This is a genomic window from Fannyhessea vaginae DSM 15829 (assembly GCF_000159235.2).
Lineage (GTDB): Bacteria > Actinomycetota > Coriobacteriia > Coriobacteriales > Atopobiaceae > Fannyhessea > Fannyhessea vaginae.
The window spans coordinates 135548-149655 of record NZ_ACGK02000001.1 but is presented as its reverse complement, the minus strand read 5'-3'; the positions used below and the strand labels follow the sequence as shown (position 1 = coordinate 149655).

The 14108-nt window shown below is 43.0% G+C and carries 14 protein-coding genes, 1 tRNA gene and 1 other RNA gene; 13 read left to right on the top strand and 3 right to left on the bottom strand.

Going from position 1 to position 14108, the window contains the following annotated elements; translation table 11 throughout:
* Positions 1 to 50: 50 nt before the first annotated feature.
* The gene (locus HMPREF0091_RS00590; RefSeq protein WP_010241047.1) at positions 51 to 968 is read right to left on the bottom strand and encodes a YitT family protein; all 918 of its coding nucleotides are present in this window, start codon (positions 966 to 968) and stop codon (positions 51 to 53) included.
* A gap of 286 nt (positions 969 to 1254) precedes the next feature.
* Here HMPREF0091_RS00590 and HMPREF0091_RS00585 point away from each other — a divergent pair, with 286 nt between their 5' ends.
* The 4 genes from HMPREF0091_RS00585 (at position 1255) to HMPREF0091_RS00570 (ending at position 4820) form a co-directional block, all read left to right on the top strand.
* Positions 1255 to 1932: a QueT transporter family protein gene (locus tag HMPREF0091_RS00585; RefSeq protein ID WP_006302227.1), complete on the top strand. Its 678-nt coding sequence runs from the start codon at positions 1255 to 1257 to the stop codon at positions 1930 to 1932.
* A 122-nt stretch (positions 1933 to 2054) separates the two neighbouring features.
* Positions 2055 to 3395: a sensor histidine kinase gene (locus HMPREF0091_RS00580; RefSeq protein WP_006302226.1), complete on the top strand. Its 1341-nt coding sequence runs from the start codon at positions 2055 to 2057 to the stop codon at positions 3393 to 3395.
* Between the two features lie 158 nt (positions 3396 to 3553).
* A complete protein-coding gene (locus HMPREF0091_RS00575) occupies positions 3554 to 4297 on the top strand; it encodes a LytR/AlgR family response regulator transcription factor (RefSeq protein WP_006302225.1) in 744 nt (247 codons plus the stop codon).
* A 64-nt stretch (positions 4298 to 4361) separates the two neighbouring features.
* Positions 4362 to 4820: a metallophosphoesterase family protein gene (locus tag HMPREF0091_RS00570; protein WP_006302224.1), complete on the top strand. Its 459-nt coding sequence runs from the start codon at positions 4362 to 4364 to the stop codon at positions 4818 to 4820.
* A 61-nt stretch (positions 4821 to 4881) separates the two neighbouring features.
* Here the strand turns inward: HMPREF0091_RS00570 and HMPREF0091_RS00565 are convergent, their stop codons facing one another.
* Both HMPREF0091_RS00565 and trxA read right to left on the bottom strand, forming a co-directional pair.
* The gene (locus tag HMPREF0091_RS00565; RefSeq protein ID WP_010241040.1) at positions 4882 to 5601 is read right to left on the bottom strand and encodes a phosphatase PAP2 family protein; all 720 of its coding nucleotides are present in this window, start codon (positions 5599 to 5601) and stop codon (positions 4882 to 4884) included.
* Positions 5602 to 5781: 180 nt separating this feature from the next.
* Complete coding sequence (gene trxA / locus HMPREF0091_RS00560) at positions 5782 to 6099, bottom strand: thioredoxin (RefSeq protein ID WP_006302222.1); 318 nt, start codon at positions 6097 to 6099, stop codon at positions 5782 to 5784.
* A 278-nt stretch (positions 6100 to 6377) separates the two neighbouring features.
* On the opposite strand from trxA, the gene HMPREF0091_RS00555 reads away from it, so the two are divergent.
* From HMPREF0091_RS00555 to HMPREF0091_RS00520, 9 genes are all read left to right on the top strand, one after another.
* Entirely contained in the window at positions 6378 to 6893 is a 516-nt protein-coding gene (locus HMPREF0091_RS00555; RefSeq protein ID WP_006302221.1) for a hypothetical protein, read from the top strand.
* Positions 6894 to 6990: 97 nt separating this feature from the next.
* Positions 6991 to 8697, top strand: a complete 1707-nt coding sequence (pgi, locus tag HMPREF0091_RS00550) for a glucose-6-phosphate isomerase (protein WP_006302220.1) — start codon at positions 6991 to 6993, stop codon at positions 8695 to 8697.
* Between the two features lie 111 nt (positions 8698 to 8808).
* Positions 8809 to 8902, top strand: an RNA gene (gene ffs / locus HMPREF0091_RS06150) — signal recognition particle sRNA small type.
* Positions 8903 to 8937: 35 nt separating this feature from the next.
* Positions 8938 to 9576 (top strand): DedA family protein, encoded by a 639-nt coding sequence (locus HMPREF0091_RS00545; protein WP_010241034.1) that lies wholly within the window; start codon positions 8938 to 8940, stop codon positions 9574 to 9576.
* 121 nt (positions 9577 to 9697) lie between these two features.
* Entirely contained in the window at positions 9698 to 11926 is a 2229-nt protein-coding gene (dnaX, locus tag HMPREF0091_RS00540; RefSeq protein ID WP_006302218.1) for a DNA polymerase III subunit gamma/tau, read from the top strand.
* Positions 11927 to 11986: 60 nt separating this feature from the next.
* Positions 11987 to 12295: a YbaB/EbfC family nucleoid-associated protein gene (locus HMPREF0091_RS00535; RefSeq protein WP_010241029.1), complete on the top strand. Its 309-nt coding sequence runs from the start codon at positions 11987 to 11989 to the stop codon at positions 12293 to 12295.
* 7 nt (positions 12296 to 12302) lie between these two features.
* Entirely contained in the window at positions 12303 to 12905 is a 603-nt protein-coding gene (gene recR, locus HMPREF0091_RS00530; protein WP_006302216.1) for a recombination mediator RecR, read from the top strand.
* Between the two features lie 97 nt (positions 12906 to 13002).
* Positions 13003 to 13782: a hypothetical protein gene (locus HMPREF0091_RS00525; protein WP_035434527.1), complete on the top strand. Its 780-nt coding sequence runs from the start codon at positions 13003 to 13005 to the stop codon at positions 13780 to 13782.
* A gap of 182 nt (positions 13783 to 13964) precedes the next feature.
* Positions 13965 to 14041, top strand: a tRNA-Asp gene (locus HMPREF0091_RS00520).
* Positions 14042 to 14108 lie beyond the last annotated feature (67 nt).

The following is a 14108-nucleotide window of genomic DNA, read 5'->3' as shown; positions in this document are numbered from 1 at the left end:
GATATGAAGCTCCAACATATTCTCATGAAATTGTTAAAGCTTCCCTTAGATCAAAACCCCTTGAATCCATGACCGATAATTTCGGTGGTATTAACAATAGTGGTAAAAGCGTCTGGATCATTTTTACGCAAAAAGATAAGCAACTTTGCTGCTTCTCTTCTGGTGAGCACGCTTACCAGTTCGATTTCTGGTTTACCTGAAAATCCACCGTATTCTTTTCTAACCGTGGCGGTCCGATGGAGCTGTGTTACCAAGAAATTAAGAACCATGTCGGGATTTTTGCTGATAATGGTACAGACTTTTTTAATACTTACGCTTTCAACTACGGTATCTACCACAAAAGCCTTGGCAATATGTCCTAGAATGCAATAAAGACCAATACGCGGACCAAACAAATATGCAGAAATCGCAACAATAACAGCATCGACAATCATGAGTGCCTTGCCAATTTCTACGGCAGTATATTTTTTGAGAATCATAGCAAGAATATCGGTTCCACCTGTTGAGGCACCAATATTAAACGCAATAGCACTTCCTGTTGCAGGCAGGATAACGGCAAACGCCAGTTCAAGCAGGGTGTCGTTAGTAAGAGGCTGACTCATTGGTACAAAAAACTCAAGAATGGTTACATAAGCTGATAAGGCTAAAGAAGAATATACCGACCAACCAACTGTTTTTTTATCTAAAAAGATAAGCCCTAGAACAACTAAGAGAATGTTGACGGCCCAAATAAATGCACTTAAATGAAGGCTTGGGAATAGATATGCTAAGATAATAGAAAATCCCGACGTACCGCCCATAGCAAAGTGATTAGGCGCCTTAAAACACATAATACCAACTGCATTTATAATGAGCCCAATATTAAGAATCAGAAAAAACTTTATTGAGCTTGGATGATCGCGTTTGTCGGCAATACGCGTACCTGCCTCAACCTCTTTTTTATTCAGTCGGTCTTGAAATGCCTCCATACCTCTCTCTTTCCTTGCTTGTATGAGAACATCTATGTGCATGAATGGTACTATATATCCATGTGTTTCACGCTCAATTCATATTTTGACACAATGGAATCTTTTAAAAGCAATACATTCAAGTTTATACGTTTTTACGAATATTTATAAGAAGATGTGTATAAATTATGCACGGTCAGCACGTTTATTCTTGTCAGAAAATTTAATCACTTAAGACCTCATATGCCTGTCAAAACCGTTACAATGTTAAAACGCATATAAAACCCAAATTTAGGAGGTCGTGGTGATGAATACAAATAATTCAGAACCTCTTACATCTGCACACGAACAGGGTTTTGGGAAAACCCCTGCATGCGATGGTCGTTTAGACGCGACTGTGTTGCATAAAAGCATGAGTGCAGAACAAGCTGCAAAAATTGCAACAGTTGCGGCGTTGTACGGAGCAATGACGCTGGTAGTTTTAAGCGTTTTTTCGGGATTTGCCTGGGGCCCTGTTCAATTTAGAGTCTCGGAAGCTCTTTGCGTTCTGGCTCTTTTTTGTCCCGAGGCAGTTGTAGGCTTAACTGTTGGTTGTGTTTTGGCAAATCTTATTAACATTTCGCTTTCAGCAACTGGTATTTTAGGATTGCTCGACGTTGTTTTTGGCTCGCTTGCAACGCTGATTGGTGCTTGGTTTACCTGGCATTTTAGAAAAAAGCCTCTACTGGCACTTTTGGGACCAGTTGTAGCAAATGCTTTTATTGTTCCTGCATATCTTCCATTTATACTTGCGGGTATTGGTTTTTATACCATCCCTTTTACAGAGATTTCTTTGGACGCATCTTATGCTGCGATGTACGTGTTTGGCGTTATTGCCACAGGTGTTGGCGAAGCTGCTGTGATGTATATCATTGGCTTGCCTTTGTATAAAGCGCTTGTTAAGGCTGGGTTAGGTAAATTTCTAAAAACAGACTCTATGGCATAGTAATTAAAAAATACCGTAATATATATGGGTTTTTCTTTATATTGAACATCAACGGTACAATGTAGTATTGCACATCTATTTGTGCGAACACTATTAATTACAACAGGTAAGGAGCGTAGCACATGCACAAACAAAGCTCACATGTTAGCTTTTCGTTTCGTATGTGCTCGCTTTTTGTATTTGCACTTGTATTGGTCTTGTTGCTTGTTTGGGGTGTTGCTCATTCCAATCTTTTAAGCGCCTTGTTTGCAGGTGTTATGCTGGCAATTGTTGTTGCATGGAGTACCGCACAGCTTGTATCACCTGTTGACAAGCGCCTCCAAGCAACCGAGCGTACGCTTCGAGTTGCGTCGGCAACGCTTGTTCACATGGCCGATGGTCTGTCTGAACAGGGTTGTATGGCGGTATGCCAATTACTTTTATCCGAAACAGCGGCAAACGCTATTGCTATGACCGACACGCGCACAACGCTTGCGTACGTGGGAAGCGAAGCGGGTATCGTTCCTGTTGCCACTAAGATAAGCACTGCTGTAAAAAACGTATTGGAAAGCAAACGCGTTCAAACATTTACGTTGGGAGACCAGGATGAATGGAAGGATGAATTTTCTTTTTCGTCTCCTCAATCATCTAAACTTGTACCTTTTCCTGCGGGAATCATAGCGCCCTTGATTGTTTCTGATAAAAGCGTTGGTACATTGAAATTGTATTACGCACGAAAACAAGATATTACTCATACTCAAATCACTATCGTATGTGGTTTGGCAGAATTGTTGTCTACACAACTTCTTGCATATGAGCTGGATAGACAGGCAGAGCTTACGGCGCGCGCCGAGGTAAAAGCACTCCAAGCGCAAATAAACCCTCATTTTTTATTTAACACACTTAATACCATTGCGTCTTTTACACGGACTAATCCAGAAAAAGCCCGTCTTTTATTGCGTGATTTTTCATCGTTTTATCGTCATACGCTAGAAAGCTCTCAAACACTTATTCCGCTTTCGGAAGAATTGCAGCAAACGCGCAGGTATTTACAGATAGAAAAAGCGCGCTTTGGTGAAGATCGCATTATAGAAAACGAACGTATAGCACCTAATTGTGCAGACATTTTGGTGCCGGGTTTTATAGTACAGCCAATTGTTGAAAACGCTGTTCGTCATGCCATGAAAGACGATGAACCCCTGCATATTGATGTTTTAGCAGTAGTAGACGATTGTGATGTACTTATTTCGGTGTGTGATGATGGCTTGGGTATGGATCCCGAAACAGCCGATAGATTATTGCGATCAACCAAAACATCAATAGCACATGATCCACGTGGAACGGGTATTGCACTTCGCAATGTTGCAGAACGAATCGAACGCTTTTATGGTGCGGGGTCAGGTGTTGAAATAGTTAGCAAGCTTGGCGAAGGAACCTGTGTTACGCTTAGGCTTTCGCGTGAAGCGCGTCCCTCTTGTGTATAAACCCTTTTATACACAAGTTGTTATACATCAAGAACCTATCTCACATAGATATAATGCTTAAAGGCACAACCCTAGGTTACTTGCTATAATACATGGGGTGATATACTGAATACCTAAAGACAACAAATGTAATGATGTATTCCTTATAGGGAGGAAACATGCAGGTTATTAATGCATTGATTGTGGACGACGAGGCTCCTGCGCGCTCGGAACTTAAGTACTTGCTTGAACAAACCGGTCGTGTAGCGCGTATAGAAGAGGCATCAAGTGCTCGTAGCGCTGTTGAGGCGCTTGTGCGCAGCAAAGAGGGCGCCGAGCAAGCAACCAATGTTATATTTTTGGATATCTCAATGCCAAAGATGTCGGGCATGCAGCTTGCTGAGGCGCTTCACAAACTGAATAATCCGCCCGTTGTTGTTTTTGTTACTGCATACAGTGAATATGCCCTGGAAGCTTTTGATGTAGACGCTATTGACTACCTTATGAAACCGGTAGAAATGGACAGGCTGCTCCGTGCTCTTGATAAGGTTGAACAGCACTTACAGCCTGTGGGCGTGCCTCGTGCTACGCCTGAGAGAATTCCTGTTGAAAAAAACGGCAGAAAAGTGCTCATTCCCATTTCGCACATTCGGTACATCGAGGCGCGCGATGATTATTCGTGTATTTACACGTTTGATGAACGATTTTTATCTACGGTTTCACTTGCAAAATTTGAAGCCAAGCTTGCCGATCACGGTTTTTTTAGAGTTCATCGTGGGTATATTGTTAATCTCGAACAGGTTGAAGACATTGAGGCGGTATCCGCAGGCATTTTGCAATTGGGCATCAAAGACGTTCCCGATAAAAAAATCCCCGTATCACGCCGCCGCGTTGTGTCTCTCAAAAGGGCTTTAGGCTTGTAGAGTATCTGCTGGTTGAAGGGCCTACATTTTATCTTTACTTGTGGTGTTTTGAAAAGAGGCTGATATGCGTATTGATATTATGTCCGATACCCATGGGCATCTCTCAGATGCTTTGCTTGCCGAAATTAAGGGTGCAGATGCACTTGTTCATGCAGGTGATATGTGCTCTCTTTCTGACTATGACGTGTTGTCGCATATAGCGCCGCTTTATATGGCCAAGGGAAACAACGATTATGGTTTTGACTACGGCTCGTTTGTAAAGAATCTCACCCACTTTTTCTTAAGTGGTTTACGGTGGCAAGTTTGCCATTATCGCGAGCGCCTTGACCTTGTAACTTGTGATGTGGCAATTTGCGGTCATACCCACATTCCTTTTATTGCTCACGACGAAAAAACCGGCACTTTGGTTATGAATCCAGGTAGCACCACATATCCACGTAGTGAAGAAGGACCAACTATGGGCCGTATATACTGTAGCGACAAAAAAGTGGAATCTGCCGAAATCATTCATCTCTCGGCGTAAACAATCAAGATTTTAACTTACACCATATTGACAGGCGAGCTATATAACATATGTTCGATATTTACTGATGTAAGTGTTTTTTGCGATGAGATGCTTTTTCTCCAAGGTCTTTTTCGAGCATAAAAAGAGGTGCAATCACTCTTGTGTAGACAGCAAGCCACGCAAGTGATACACAAAAGCCAGCAAGAACATCGGAAGCATAGTGCACGCCTAAATACACACGGCTTATACCAACTGCAATAACGCATAGGGTAAAGCCAAGCATACAGGTATATTTGACGGTCTTATCGCGCTCATAATTCCAAACCATCCAAATAAGCAAGCCGTAGAATGCCATAGCAATCATTGAGTGTCCAGAGGGGAAGCTATAACCTGTTTCACTAATGAGACGAAAACCGTCGGGTCGCGGACGGTGCACAATTTCTTTAAGAATAAGGTTGAGTATAACAACTAACACAAGGTTACACGCCGCGCAGGCTCCTGGTTTTTTACCCGGAGCAAATGCCTCAACCGCCAAAAGCATAACTGCCAATACTACAGGAAGAGCAAGCTCGGATATAGACTGCATAATAGGAGTAAGCCACGATCTTCTCATGTGCACAACAATAAGCTCATAAGCAGCGTTGTCAAAAGCGATCACATCGCCTTGTAGGATTTCTACCATAAGCGCTAAAAAAACAATGGTGGCAATAAAACCTATGACAATGAGGATGTTCTTTTTAACAAGACCTAAAAGTTTTGAAGGTAAAGAGCAGAGCGTGAGTTGCGCGGTTTTAGACATAAAACCTCTTTGAGTAAAATTGAACATTAGATGATGTTTGTGGATAACTAGCTGGCTCACATCACAAACGTGCGTTACAGATGTAAGACTGCTATTAAAATCTATAGAACCCAGCGTAGATGTAGTGCAAACGGACGCATAAAACCTGAGTATGGTGTTTATGCGTCCGCAAGATTTCTGTTAAAGATGAGCTTCAATTTCGCTGACAAGTTCATCTTTAGGCATATTGCCTACAAGAGAATGAACAGCGTTGCCGTCTTTGAATAAAATAACTGTTGGAATTGAGACAATCTGAAATTGTTGAGCAAGCTCAGGTTCTTCGTCTACGTTGCATTTATAAACAGCTAATTTATCAGCCATTTCCTCTGAGATTTCTTCGATTTTAGGACCTAAAGCGCGACAAGGACCACACCATGTTGCCCAAAAATCAATAAGAACAGGTTTAGTTGATGAGCTGATGATAGAATCAAAATCAGCTGAAGTAATAGCTTGTGCCATAATAACTCCTTGAAAGTTGTACCGATGGTAAACCACGGCAAAAAAGCCTATGTATATGTACGGTTATACCCAATCCTCTGCGTTGTTTTCAGTGTCGGTTTATCCGTTCGCCCATTCTTTATGTGCATAAAAAGAATGGGTGATCATGCACTGATAATCCGTCTTAGCGCAGTATGTCTGACCGCGTATTTGATTTTACCTCTTGTCGATAAAAATTGGAATCATGTGTGTGATATGCTTTAATATATGCGATTTTTTGTGTAAAGAGGTGTGTTGTTTTGGAAAACTTTGAATCAAAATTAAAGCAGAGCCTGTTAAGCAAAACAACACAAGAGCTTACTAACTTGCTTGATAATAACATGCTTATTGACGGTAATCCTTATGCAAGTATTGTTGTAGTAAAGCAGCTCTTAGATAAAGACAGTTCTACTTCCGATACGTTTTTACACAAAGACGATGGTCAAGCGCTGCGTAAGGCGTGTGTAGCTCTTGGGTTTGCTCCCAATGATTTTTGTGGTATAAGCACAGCTTTATGCAAAAAACCTCAAGAAAATCTAAGACTCAGTTTAACTGCGCTGGATCCTCTATACGTTATATTGTGTGACGAACAAGCGCAAACCGATTATGAAGCAGAGTTTTTGAATAATCATCACCTAAAAATAGGGTGTTTAGAACATCTTCCCATGCATGTGGTGCTTGCTTTAGGAAACTTTAGTCAAGCACTTAAAAGCACTGATACCAAACAGGCCGCATGGCGTGCGTTGAAAAGTCTTGCTCGTCCAAACGCGTCGTAAATACATCATTGCAGAGCGTGTGTGTATACAAAAACATTCTTTATTAATTGCGTGCTTGCGCTACACTTATAAAGGGACATAAACAAAAGGAGTATGTATGGATACGTGTACATCGCACATAAAAGCACCTATTGATGCAACCACAACCGATGCGTGGAAAAAGTTACAAAAACATTTTGATGAGCTTCAATCACGAGGCATAGATTTGCGTTCATGGTTTCAGGATGATCCACAGCGCGTAGAAAAATACTCCTATGAAGTTAACGACTTACACTTTGATTTATCAAAAAATTTGATCGACGATACTACCAAGCAACTTTTGTGTGAGCTTGCTCAAGAATTAGGCATTGAGCAGCGCCGTGACGACATGTTTAGTGGTAAGCACCTTAACACAACTGAAGACCGCGCTGTTTTGCATACTGCACTGCGTCGTCCTGTTGACGAGGTTGGAAGCCTTATAGTAGATGGTCAAGACTGTGTTAAGGATGTTCGTCACGAGCTTGATCGTATGTATGCCTTTGCAGACCGTGTTCGTTTGGGTCAGTGGAAAGGTGTTACTGGCAAACGTATAGAAACTGTTGTTTCTATTGGTATTGGTGGATCGGACTTGGGTCCGGTTATGGTATACGAAGCTCTTAAGCCTTATGCTCAAAAAGGGCTATCGGTCCGTTATGTTTCTAACATTGATCCTAATGACATAGCCGAAAAAACCAAGGATCTTGACCCCGAAACTACGCTGGTAATCATTGTGTCCAAGACGTTTACCACGCTTGAAACTATGACCAATGCTCGTGAGGCTCGTACATGGCTGTTGGAAGGCCTGCAAAAACAAGGAGCTATTGATACTTCTGATGCTAAGCGAGCCGAGGCTATTGCTAAGCATTTTGTTGCTGTATCTACTAATCTAGAACTTGTTGCTCAGTTTGGTATCAATCCCGAAAATGCATTTGGTTTTTGGAACTGGGTTGGCGGTAGATATTCTGTTGATGCGGCAGTGGGTCTGTCGTTAATTATTGCATTTGGTCCTGTAGTGTTTGAGGAATTCCTTAAAGGATTCCACGATATGGATACGTATTTCTGCAAAACTCCCTTAGAAGACAACGTTGTGTTTTTGATGGGTCTTTGTAACATTTGGTACGTCAACTTCTTTGGTGCTCAAAGCCACGCTGTTTTGCCTTATAACCAGTATCTTCATCGTTTTCCTGCGTATTTGCAGCAGCTTACTATGGAGTCTAACGGCAAGTCAACGCGTTGGGATGCAAGTCCAGTAACCACTAAAACGGGTGAAATTTTCTGGGGTGAAGCAGGTACTAACGGTCAACACGCGTTTTACCAGCTTATTCACCAGGGAACCAATCTTATCCCTGCCGACTTTATTGGTTTTGTAAACACAAAACATCCAACTAAAGACGACCAACAGGATGTTCATGAGCTATTTTTAGGCAACTTCCTTGCACAAACTAAAGCATTGGCATTTGGTAAAACCGCAGATGAAGTCCGTGCTGAGGGTACTGCCGAGTGGATGGTTCCTGCTCGTATGTTTAGTGGTAATCGTCCTACCACCTCTATTTTTGGTGTTGAGCTTAACGCACATACGCTTGGTGAGCTTATTGCACTTTACGAACACATCACCTTTGTTGAAGGTAGCGTATGGGGCCTTGATTCTTATGATCAATGGGGTGTTGAGCTTGGTAAACAGTTGGCTAAGCAAATTACACCAGCATTTCACGATGATGAGGCTCTTGCCGCGCAAGATGCATCTACGCAAGCTCTTATTAAGTTTTACCGTAAACATCGTAAATAGTTTGAGTGTTTAAGGCTGTGCTTGTCATGTGCGCATAACATGTGATGAGCACAGCTTAGGTCTTGGAGAACTATCCAAAACATGATACAGTAAGTACCACATAAGCGTGTCTGTTGGGTTCGGGCGACACTATGTTTCGAACCTGGTCAGGGTCGGAAGACAGCAGCCATAAGATGCCTCTAGTGGGTGTCCGCACCCAACAGGCACGCTTGTTTGTATCGTCAATTATTGGATAATCGTATGAATATTTTTTCTGAGCTTCTTGAACTTATTCGAGACCCTCGTGTTGCTATAGCATCAGCTATAGCGTCGGGACCTGTGGCGGCTTACGGTCTGGTATTTGTTATTATTTTTATCGAAACTGGTGTTGTGTTTTTCCCTTTTTTACCAGGAGATTCACTCTTGTTTGTTTCGGGATTTTTTGCTCATAACGGTGGTTTTGATATAGCACATTTGCTTGTTGTTGCGTGGGCGGCGGCAATTTTGGGTGATCAGTGCAATTTTGTAATTGGTCATTATTTTGGACAAAAAATCATAGCTTCGGGTAAAGTTAAAGCCATGACACCTGAGCACATTGCAAAAGCCGAGGCTTTTCTTAATAAATGGGGAAAGCTTGCTATATTTCTTGGGCGCTTTTTCCCATTTATCCGAACTTTTGTGCCTTTTATAGCAGGCGTTGGAAATATGCATTGGCACAATTTTGTACTGTATAACATTTTAGGTGGCATTGTTTGGTCAACGCTGTTTGTAGCGCTTGGATACTTTTTTGGCGCAATTCCCGAGGTACAAAAACATTTTGAACTAGTGGTTGTAGGTATTATTGTTATTTCAGCCATACCTCTTGTTGCGGGCTTCATCAGGTCTAAACTAACTAAGTAGTACATATTTTAAGTACGAAAGAGGTATTGCTTCGCGCATGTTTGCAAGAAGCTTATAGAGACGCTTATAGTTTTACCGCTAGACTGTCTCTTTGAGGATTTGCCGCCATATTGGAGGTCGTATGGAGTCGCTTTATACTAAGTATCGTCCTGCAGTGTTCCAAGATGTTGTTGGACAAACTCATGTGGTATCAACGCTACAAAACGCTGTTCTTGAACATAAAATTGGACACGCTTATCTTTTTTGCGGACCTCGCGGTACGGGTAAAACTACGATGGCTCGCCTGTTTGCCAAAGCGTTATTGTGCACATCTCCTCAAAACGGTCTGCCTTGTGGCGTGTGCGAAACCTGTAAAAATATAGCGCAGGGCATTCATCCCGATGTCTTTGAGCTCGACGCTGCTTCTCGTACGGGTGTAGACAACGTGCGAGAAGAGATAATTGATCGCGTTAATTATGCGCCGCTTAAAGGTGCGTACAAGATATATATTATCGACGAAGTTCACATGCTTACGGCGTCTGCGTTTAATGCGCTGCTCAAAACGCTCGAAGAGCCACCTTCTCATGTTGTTTTCATCTTGTGCACTACAGAGCCTCATAAAATTTTGGCAACCATTTTAAGCCGTGTTATGCGTTTTGATTTTCATCGTATTAAAAGCGATGAGATGTTCGTGCATTTGCAAAAAGTGTGTACGCTTGAGCATTTTTCTGCCGACGATGAAGCGCTTAAGCTTATAGTTGAGCATGCACAAGGTGGTATGCGTGATGCACTTTCTTCACTTGAGCAGATTTCTGTGTTTGGCAAAGGTGTTATCAGTAAGCGTTTGGTAGAGGATATGCTAGGCGCAACTTCGCAGACAAACCTTACTGCATTGGTGCAATCTTTGGCGCTTCGCGATACCAAACGTTTGTTTGAAGAAATTGCGTCTTTGTGTGAGCAGGGAAAAAGCATTGTTCAAGCTGCTTGTGAGCTTGCTGAATATATGCGCGACGTGTATCTGGCAAAAACTTTAATGGAGCAACATCTCACTTTAGACGATTATGCGGAGCTGTTTACCTGTGGTGTTGCAACATCACAGCTTGAGGCAGACGCGCAGGCGTTTAAGAATGTGCGTCACATAGCTTACGTGCTTAATGTAGTAGTTGATATGATTTCGCATATTAAAACGGCAGCAAATCCGCGGTTAACATTTGAACTCTATAGCTGTCGTATGATACATCCCGTTGTAACAAATTCATCGTCCGCGCTTATAAAGCGATTGGAAGCAGTTGAGACGCAACTTGCACAACTTACATCGAGGAGTCCACAGCAAAGTGGTTTGTCTGCAGCTCATGCGCCTGTCCAGCACACAGCGCGCGTACAGTCAGCGTCGAACACTTCTGTGCAACAATCTAGATATCAACCTTTACAACAGCCTGCGCAACAACGCGTCCAGCAGTCTATACAACAACAGGCACAGCAGCCTATACAACAACAAGCACAGCAAATGCCACAGCAGCCTGTGCAACCGCCAATTCAGGCGCATACGCCTCAACCTGCGCAACAACCTTCTCAAGCCATAGCGGCACCTTTGTCGCAAGGAACTGCTGATAAAAGTCAACTTCAGCGTATGTGGAAACAAGTTGTTGATAAGCTTATGGAAGTTAATCCTTCTCGTGGTTCACTGCTTACTAATGCCGAAATTCGCTCAGACGATGGAACTCGTTTAGTTATTGAATTGCCGATCGGATCTTCGTTTGCAACCAAAATGCTTGCAGAACCCAGCATCTCTGCCTTGGTTCAATCGTGTGTTGCTCCGATTTTTGGTAATCGTAAGTTGGTATATGCAGAAAGTAGTTTACAGCAGACAAATATTGCACGCGCGCACGCGGCTCAAACACCTGCCCCCAAACCAATTACTGCACCAGCACCGTCCACATCGTCTGTTTCTATATCTGCTCCAACACCTGTGTCAACGCCTCCTGTAGCTACGCCAGCCCCAGTACCTGCTCAGGCACCTGCAGTTGCACCTGTACCAACCCCAAGCGTAGCGCCAGCGCCTGCGCCGCAGCCTAAAAGTGTCTCTACACCTATGCCCCAGCCCACGCAGTCCGTAGCGCCTCAAGACACAACACCTTCGGTGCAAAGCGCTTCAAACGGTGCCTCGTCTGCTCGTGCTCACGAAAAAACAGTAGCAACCGAAACCCTGCCCCCTTCTTCTCCAGCGCTTTCCCAGCAAGAGCAAGACCCGCAACAAACAATTCCACGTAAGGCAACTCGTGCTCAAACACAAAAAATTCTTGACATGCTTACCGAGGCATTTGGAGAAGGAGTAAAACCTCGTATAGAGAGTCGGGAATCTTTGGAATAACACCATATAATAGAAATGCGTACCGAGCTATACGACTTAGTAACACACAAAGGAGTCTTTATGAACATGCAACAGATGATGAAACAGGCGCAAGCTATGCAACGCAGACTTGCGGACGCGCAAGCCAAACTTAAGGACATAACGGTTAGTTCATCAACTGGTGGAGGTATGGTAAAAGTTGAGGGGACCGCAGATGGGAAAATCACCTCGATTACGCTTGATCCAGAAGCATTGCACCCCGATGATGTTGAACTTTTACAAGATAGTATTTTGGCTGCTGTAAACGACTGTTTGGCAAGTGCTTCCGCTGCGGCAAATCAACAAATGGGTGCAGTAACTGGCGGTATGAACATTCCTGGGTTGTTTTAGGTAAGTTATGGGACAAACATCTAATCAAGCATTACAATTTGTATTGGATGAATTTGGACGTTTGCCAGGCATTGGTCCAAAATCGGCTCAACGCATAGCGTATTTTCTGATGGAAGCAGATGATGAAACCGCACGCAGGTTAAGCAGAGCAATTTTAAACCTTAAAGAGCATGTTCATTTTTGTCCTGTGTGTTTTGCATACGCCACCGATGATGTATGTGCTTTATGCAATGATTCTACGCGCGACGTTTCAAAAGTCTGTGTTGTTTGCGAGCCTCGCGACATAGCTTCTATCGAAAAAACGGGCGTTTACCACGGGTTATATCATGTCCTTGGAGGTGTTATTTCTCCTATGGATAAAATAGGGCCCGAACAATTGCACGTAAAAGAGCTTTTGGCGCGTCTTGCAGGTGATGAAATCAAAGAAGTTATTTTGGCGATGAACCCAACGGTTGAAGGCGAAACAACAGCTACTTATCTGGCTCGTACCATTAAAACCTTAGGCATTCAAACTACGCGTTTGGCAAGCGGTCTTCCTGTTGGAGGAGATCTTGAGTACGTGGATGAAGTAACGCTTGGGCGAGCGATTGAAGCGCGTCACGAAATGTAAGTTTTATGTTTGTTCTTGCTTGCAATATGAGGCTATGTAGGAATTTAAGCTCGTTGGAATAAGAAAATTGAGTGTATGCAACTAAGGAAGAGGGATTGTGAATAGTTTTTCTACAAGACCAAAGCCATCACATGGACGTCACGGCATATCAAGCAATCAGCCGTCTAGGACTTTGAACTATTCTACTAATGCAAGCCATCATGCGGAACAAAGCGCATTTTCGCATGTGGCAAAAGGGTGTGGCGTAGCAGTTGAAACGCGCGCAACCATAGAAAGCCTTTCTGCAGATAAGCGTGTAATTCGCTCACGTGAGAGAGCGCATCAAAAATTCTTGTATCGCAAAGCATATACACAACAAGCGCTTTCAGGGAATAACGTGAAAAAAATTATTATATGTTTAGTTGTGCTTATAGCTGTGTTTATAGGTGCATATTTTATTATGAAGCCGTTTATCGAAAAACCTGCAGCTCCACAAGCAGAGGCCGATATGCCCCAACAACAAGTGGCTCCCGAAGTTGCTATTGAATATCGAGGAATGAAATACTATATTCAAGAAAAAGACGATGGAAGCCATGTGCTTTCGGCAAAAGCTATCAACTCATCGCAAGACGACGCAAGTGAGCTTGCACAGATAAAAGGCACACCTATTCAGCTGATTTTATATAACGGTGCGCTGCTTATACCAGAAAATCTTTCTGATGGAACGTGGGATGTGCTTGCGTATACATTTAGTCCTGAAAGCGTCCCTTCTCCTGTGGTTGATGCTCAAGGAGCACCCATTGTTGGTACGGGCGAATTAGTAAAAGCAGAGCTTCGTGATCCGCATTTGGTGGTTACCGATGCCAATCACAAAGAAACTTCTATTTCGCTTGTGTAAATACGTTGCAGTTGATTTGAGAGACGAGTACCGTTTGCCATACAAAGATCGAATATTGGCAGTGCTCCTACCTTGTGTTTTGTTGGGCGTTCATAAAAGTCTTTATAAATATCTCACAATTTTAAAAAAAGACTAGACAAAACAGGGCAAGATTGTGTATTATAACTTTTGCGATAACGCACGGGGTATTAGCTCAGCTGGTTAGAGCGCCGGCCTGTCACGTCGGAGGTCGCGGGTTCGATCCCCGCATATCCCGCCATTTGGATATAAGAAGCTCAGGATTTTTCCTGAGCTTTTTTATTTGCAAAAATATAATGAATACAGCA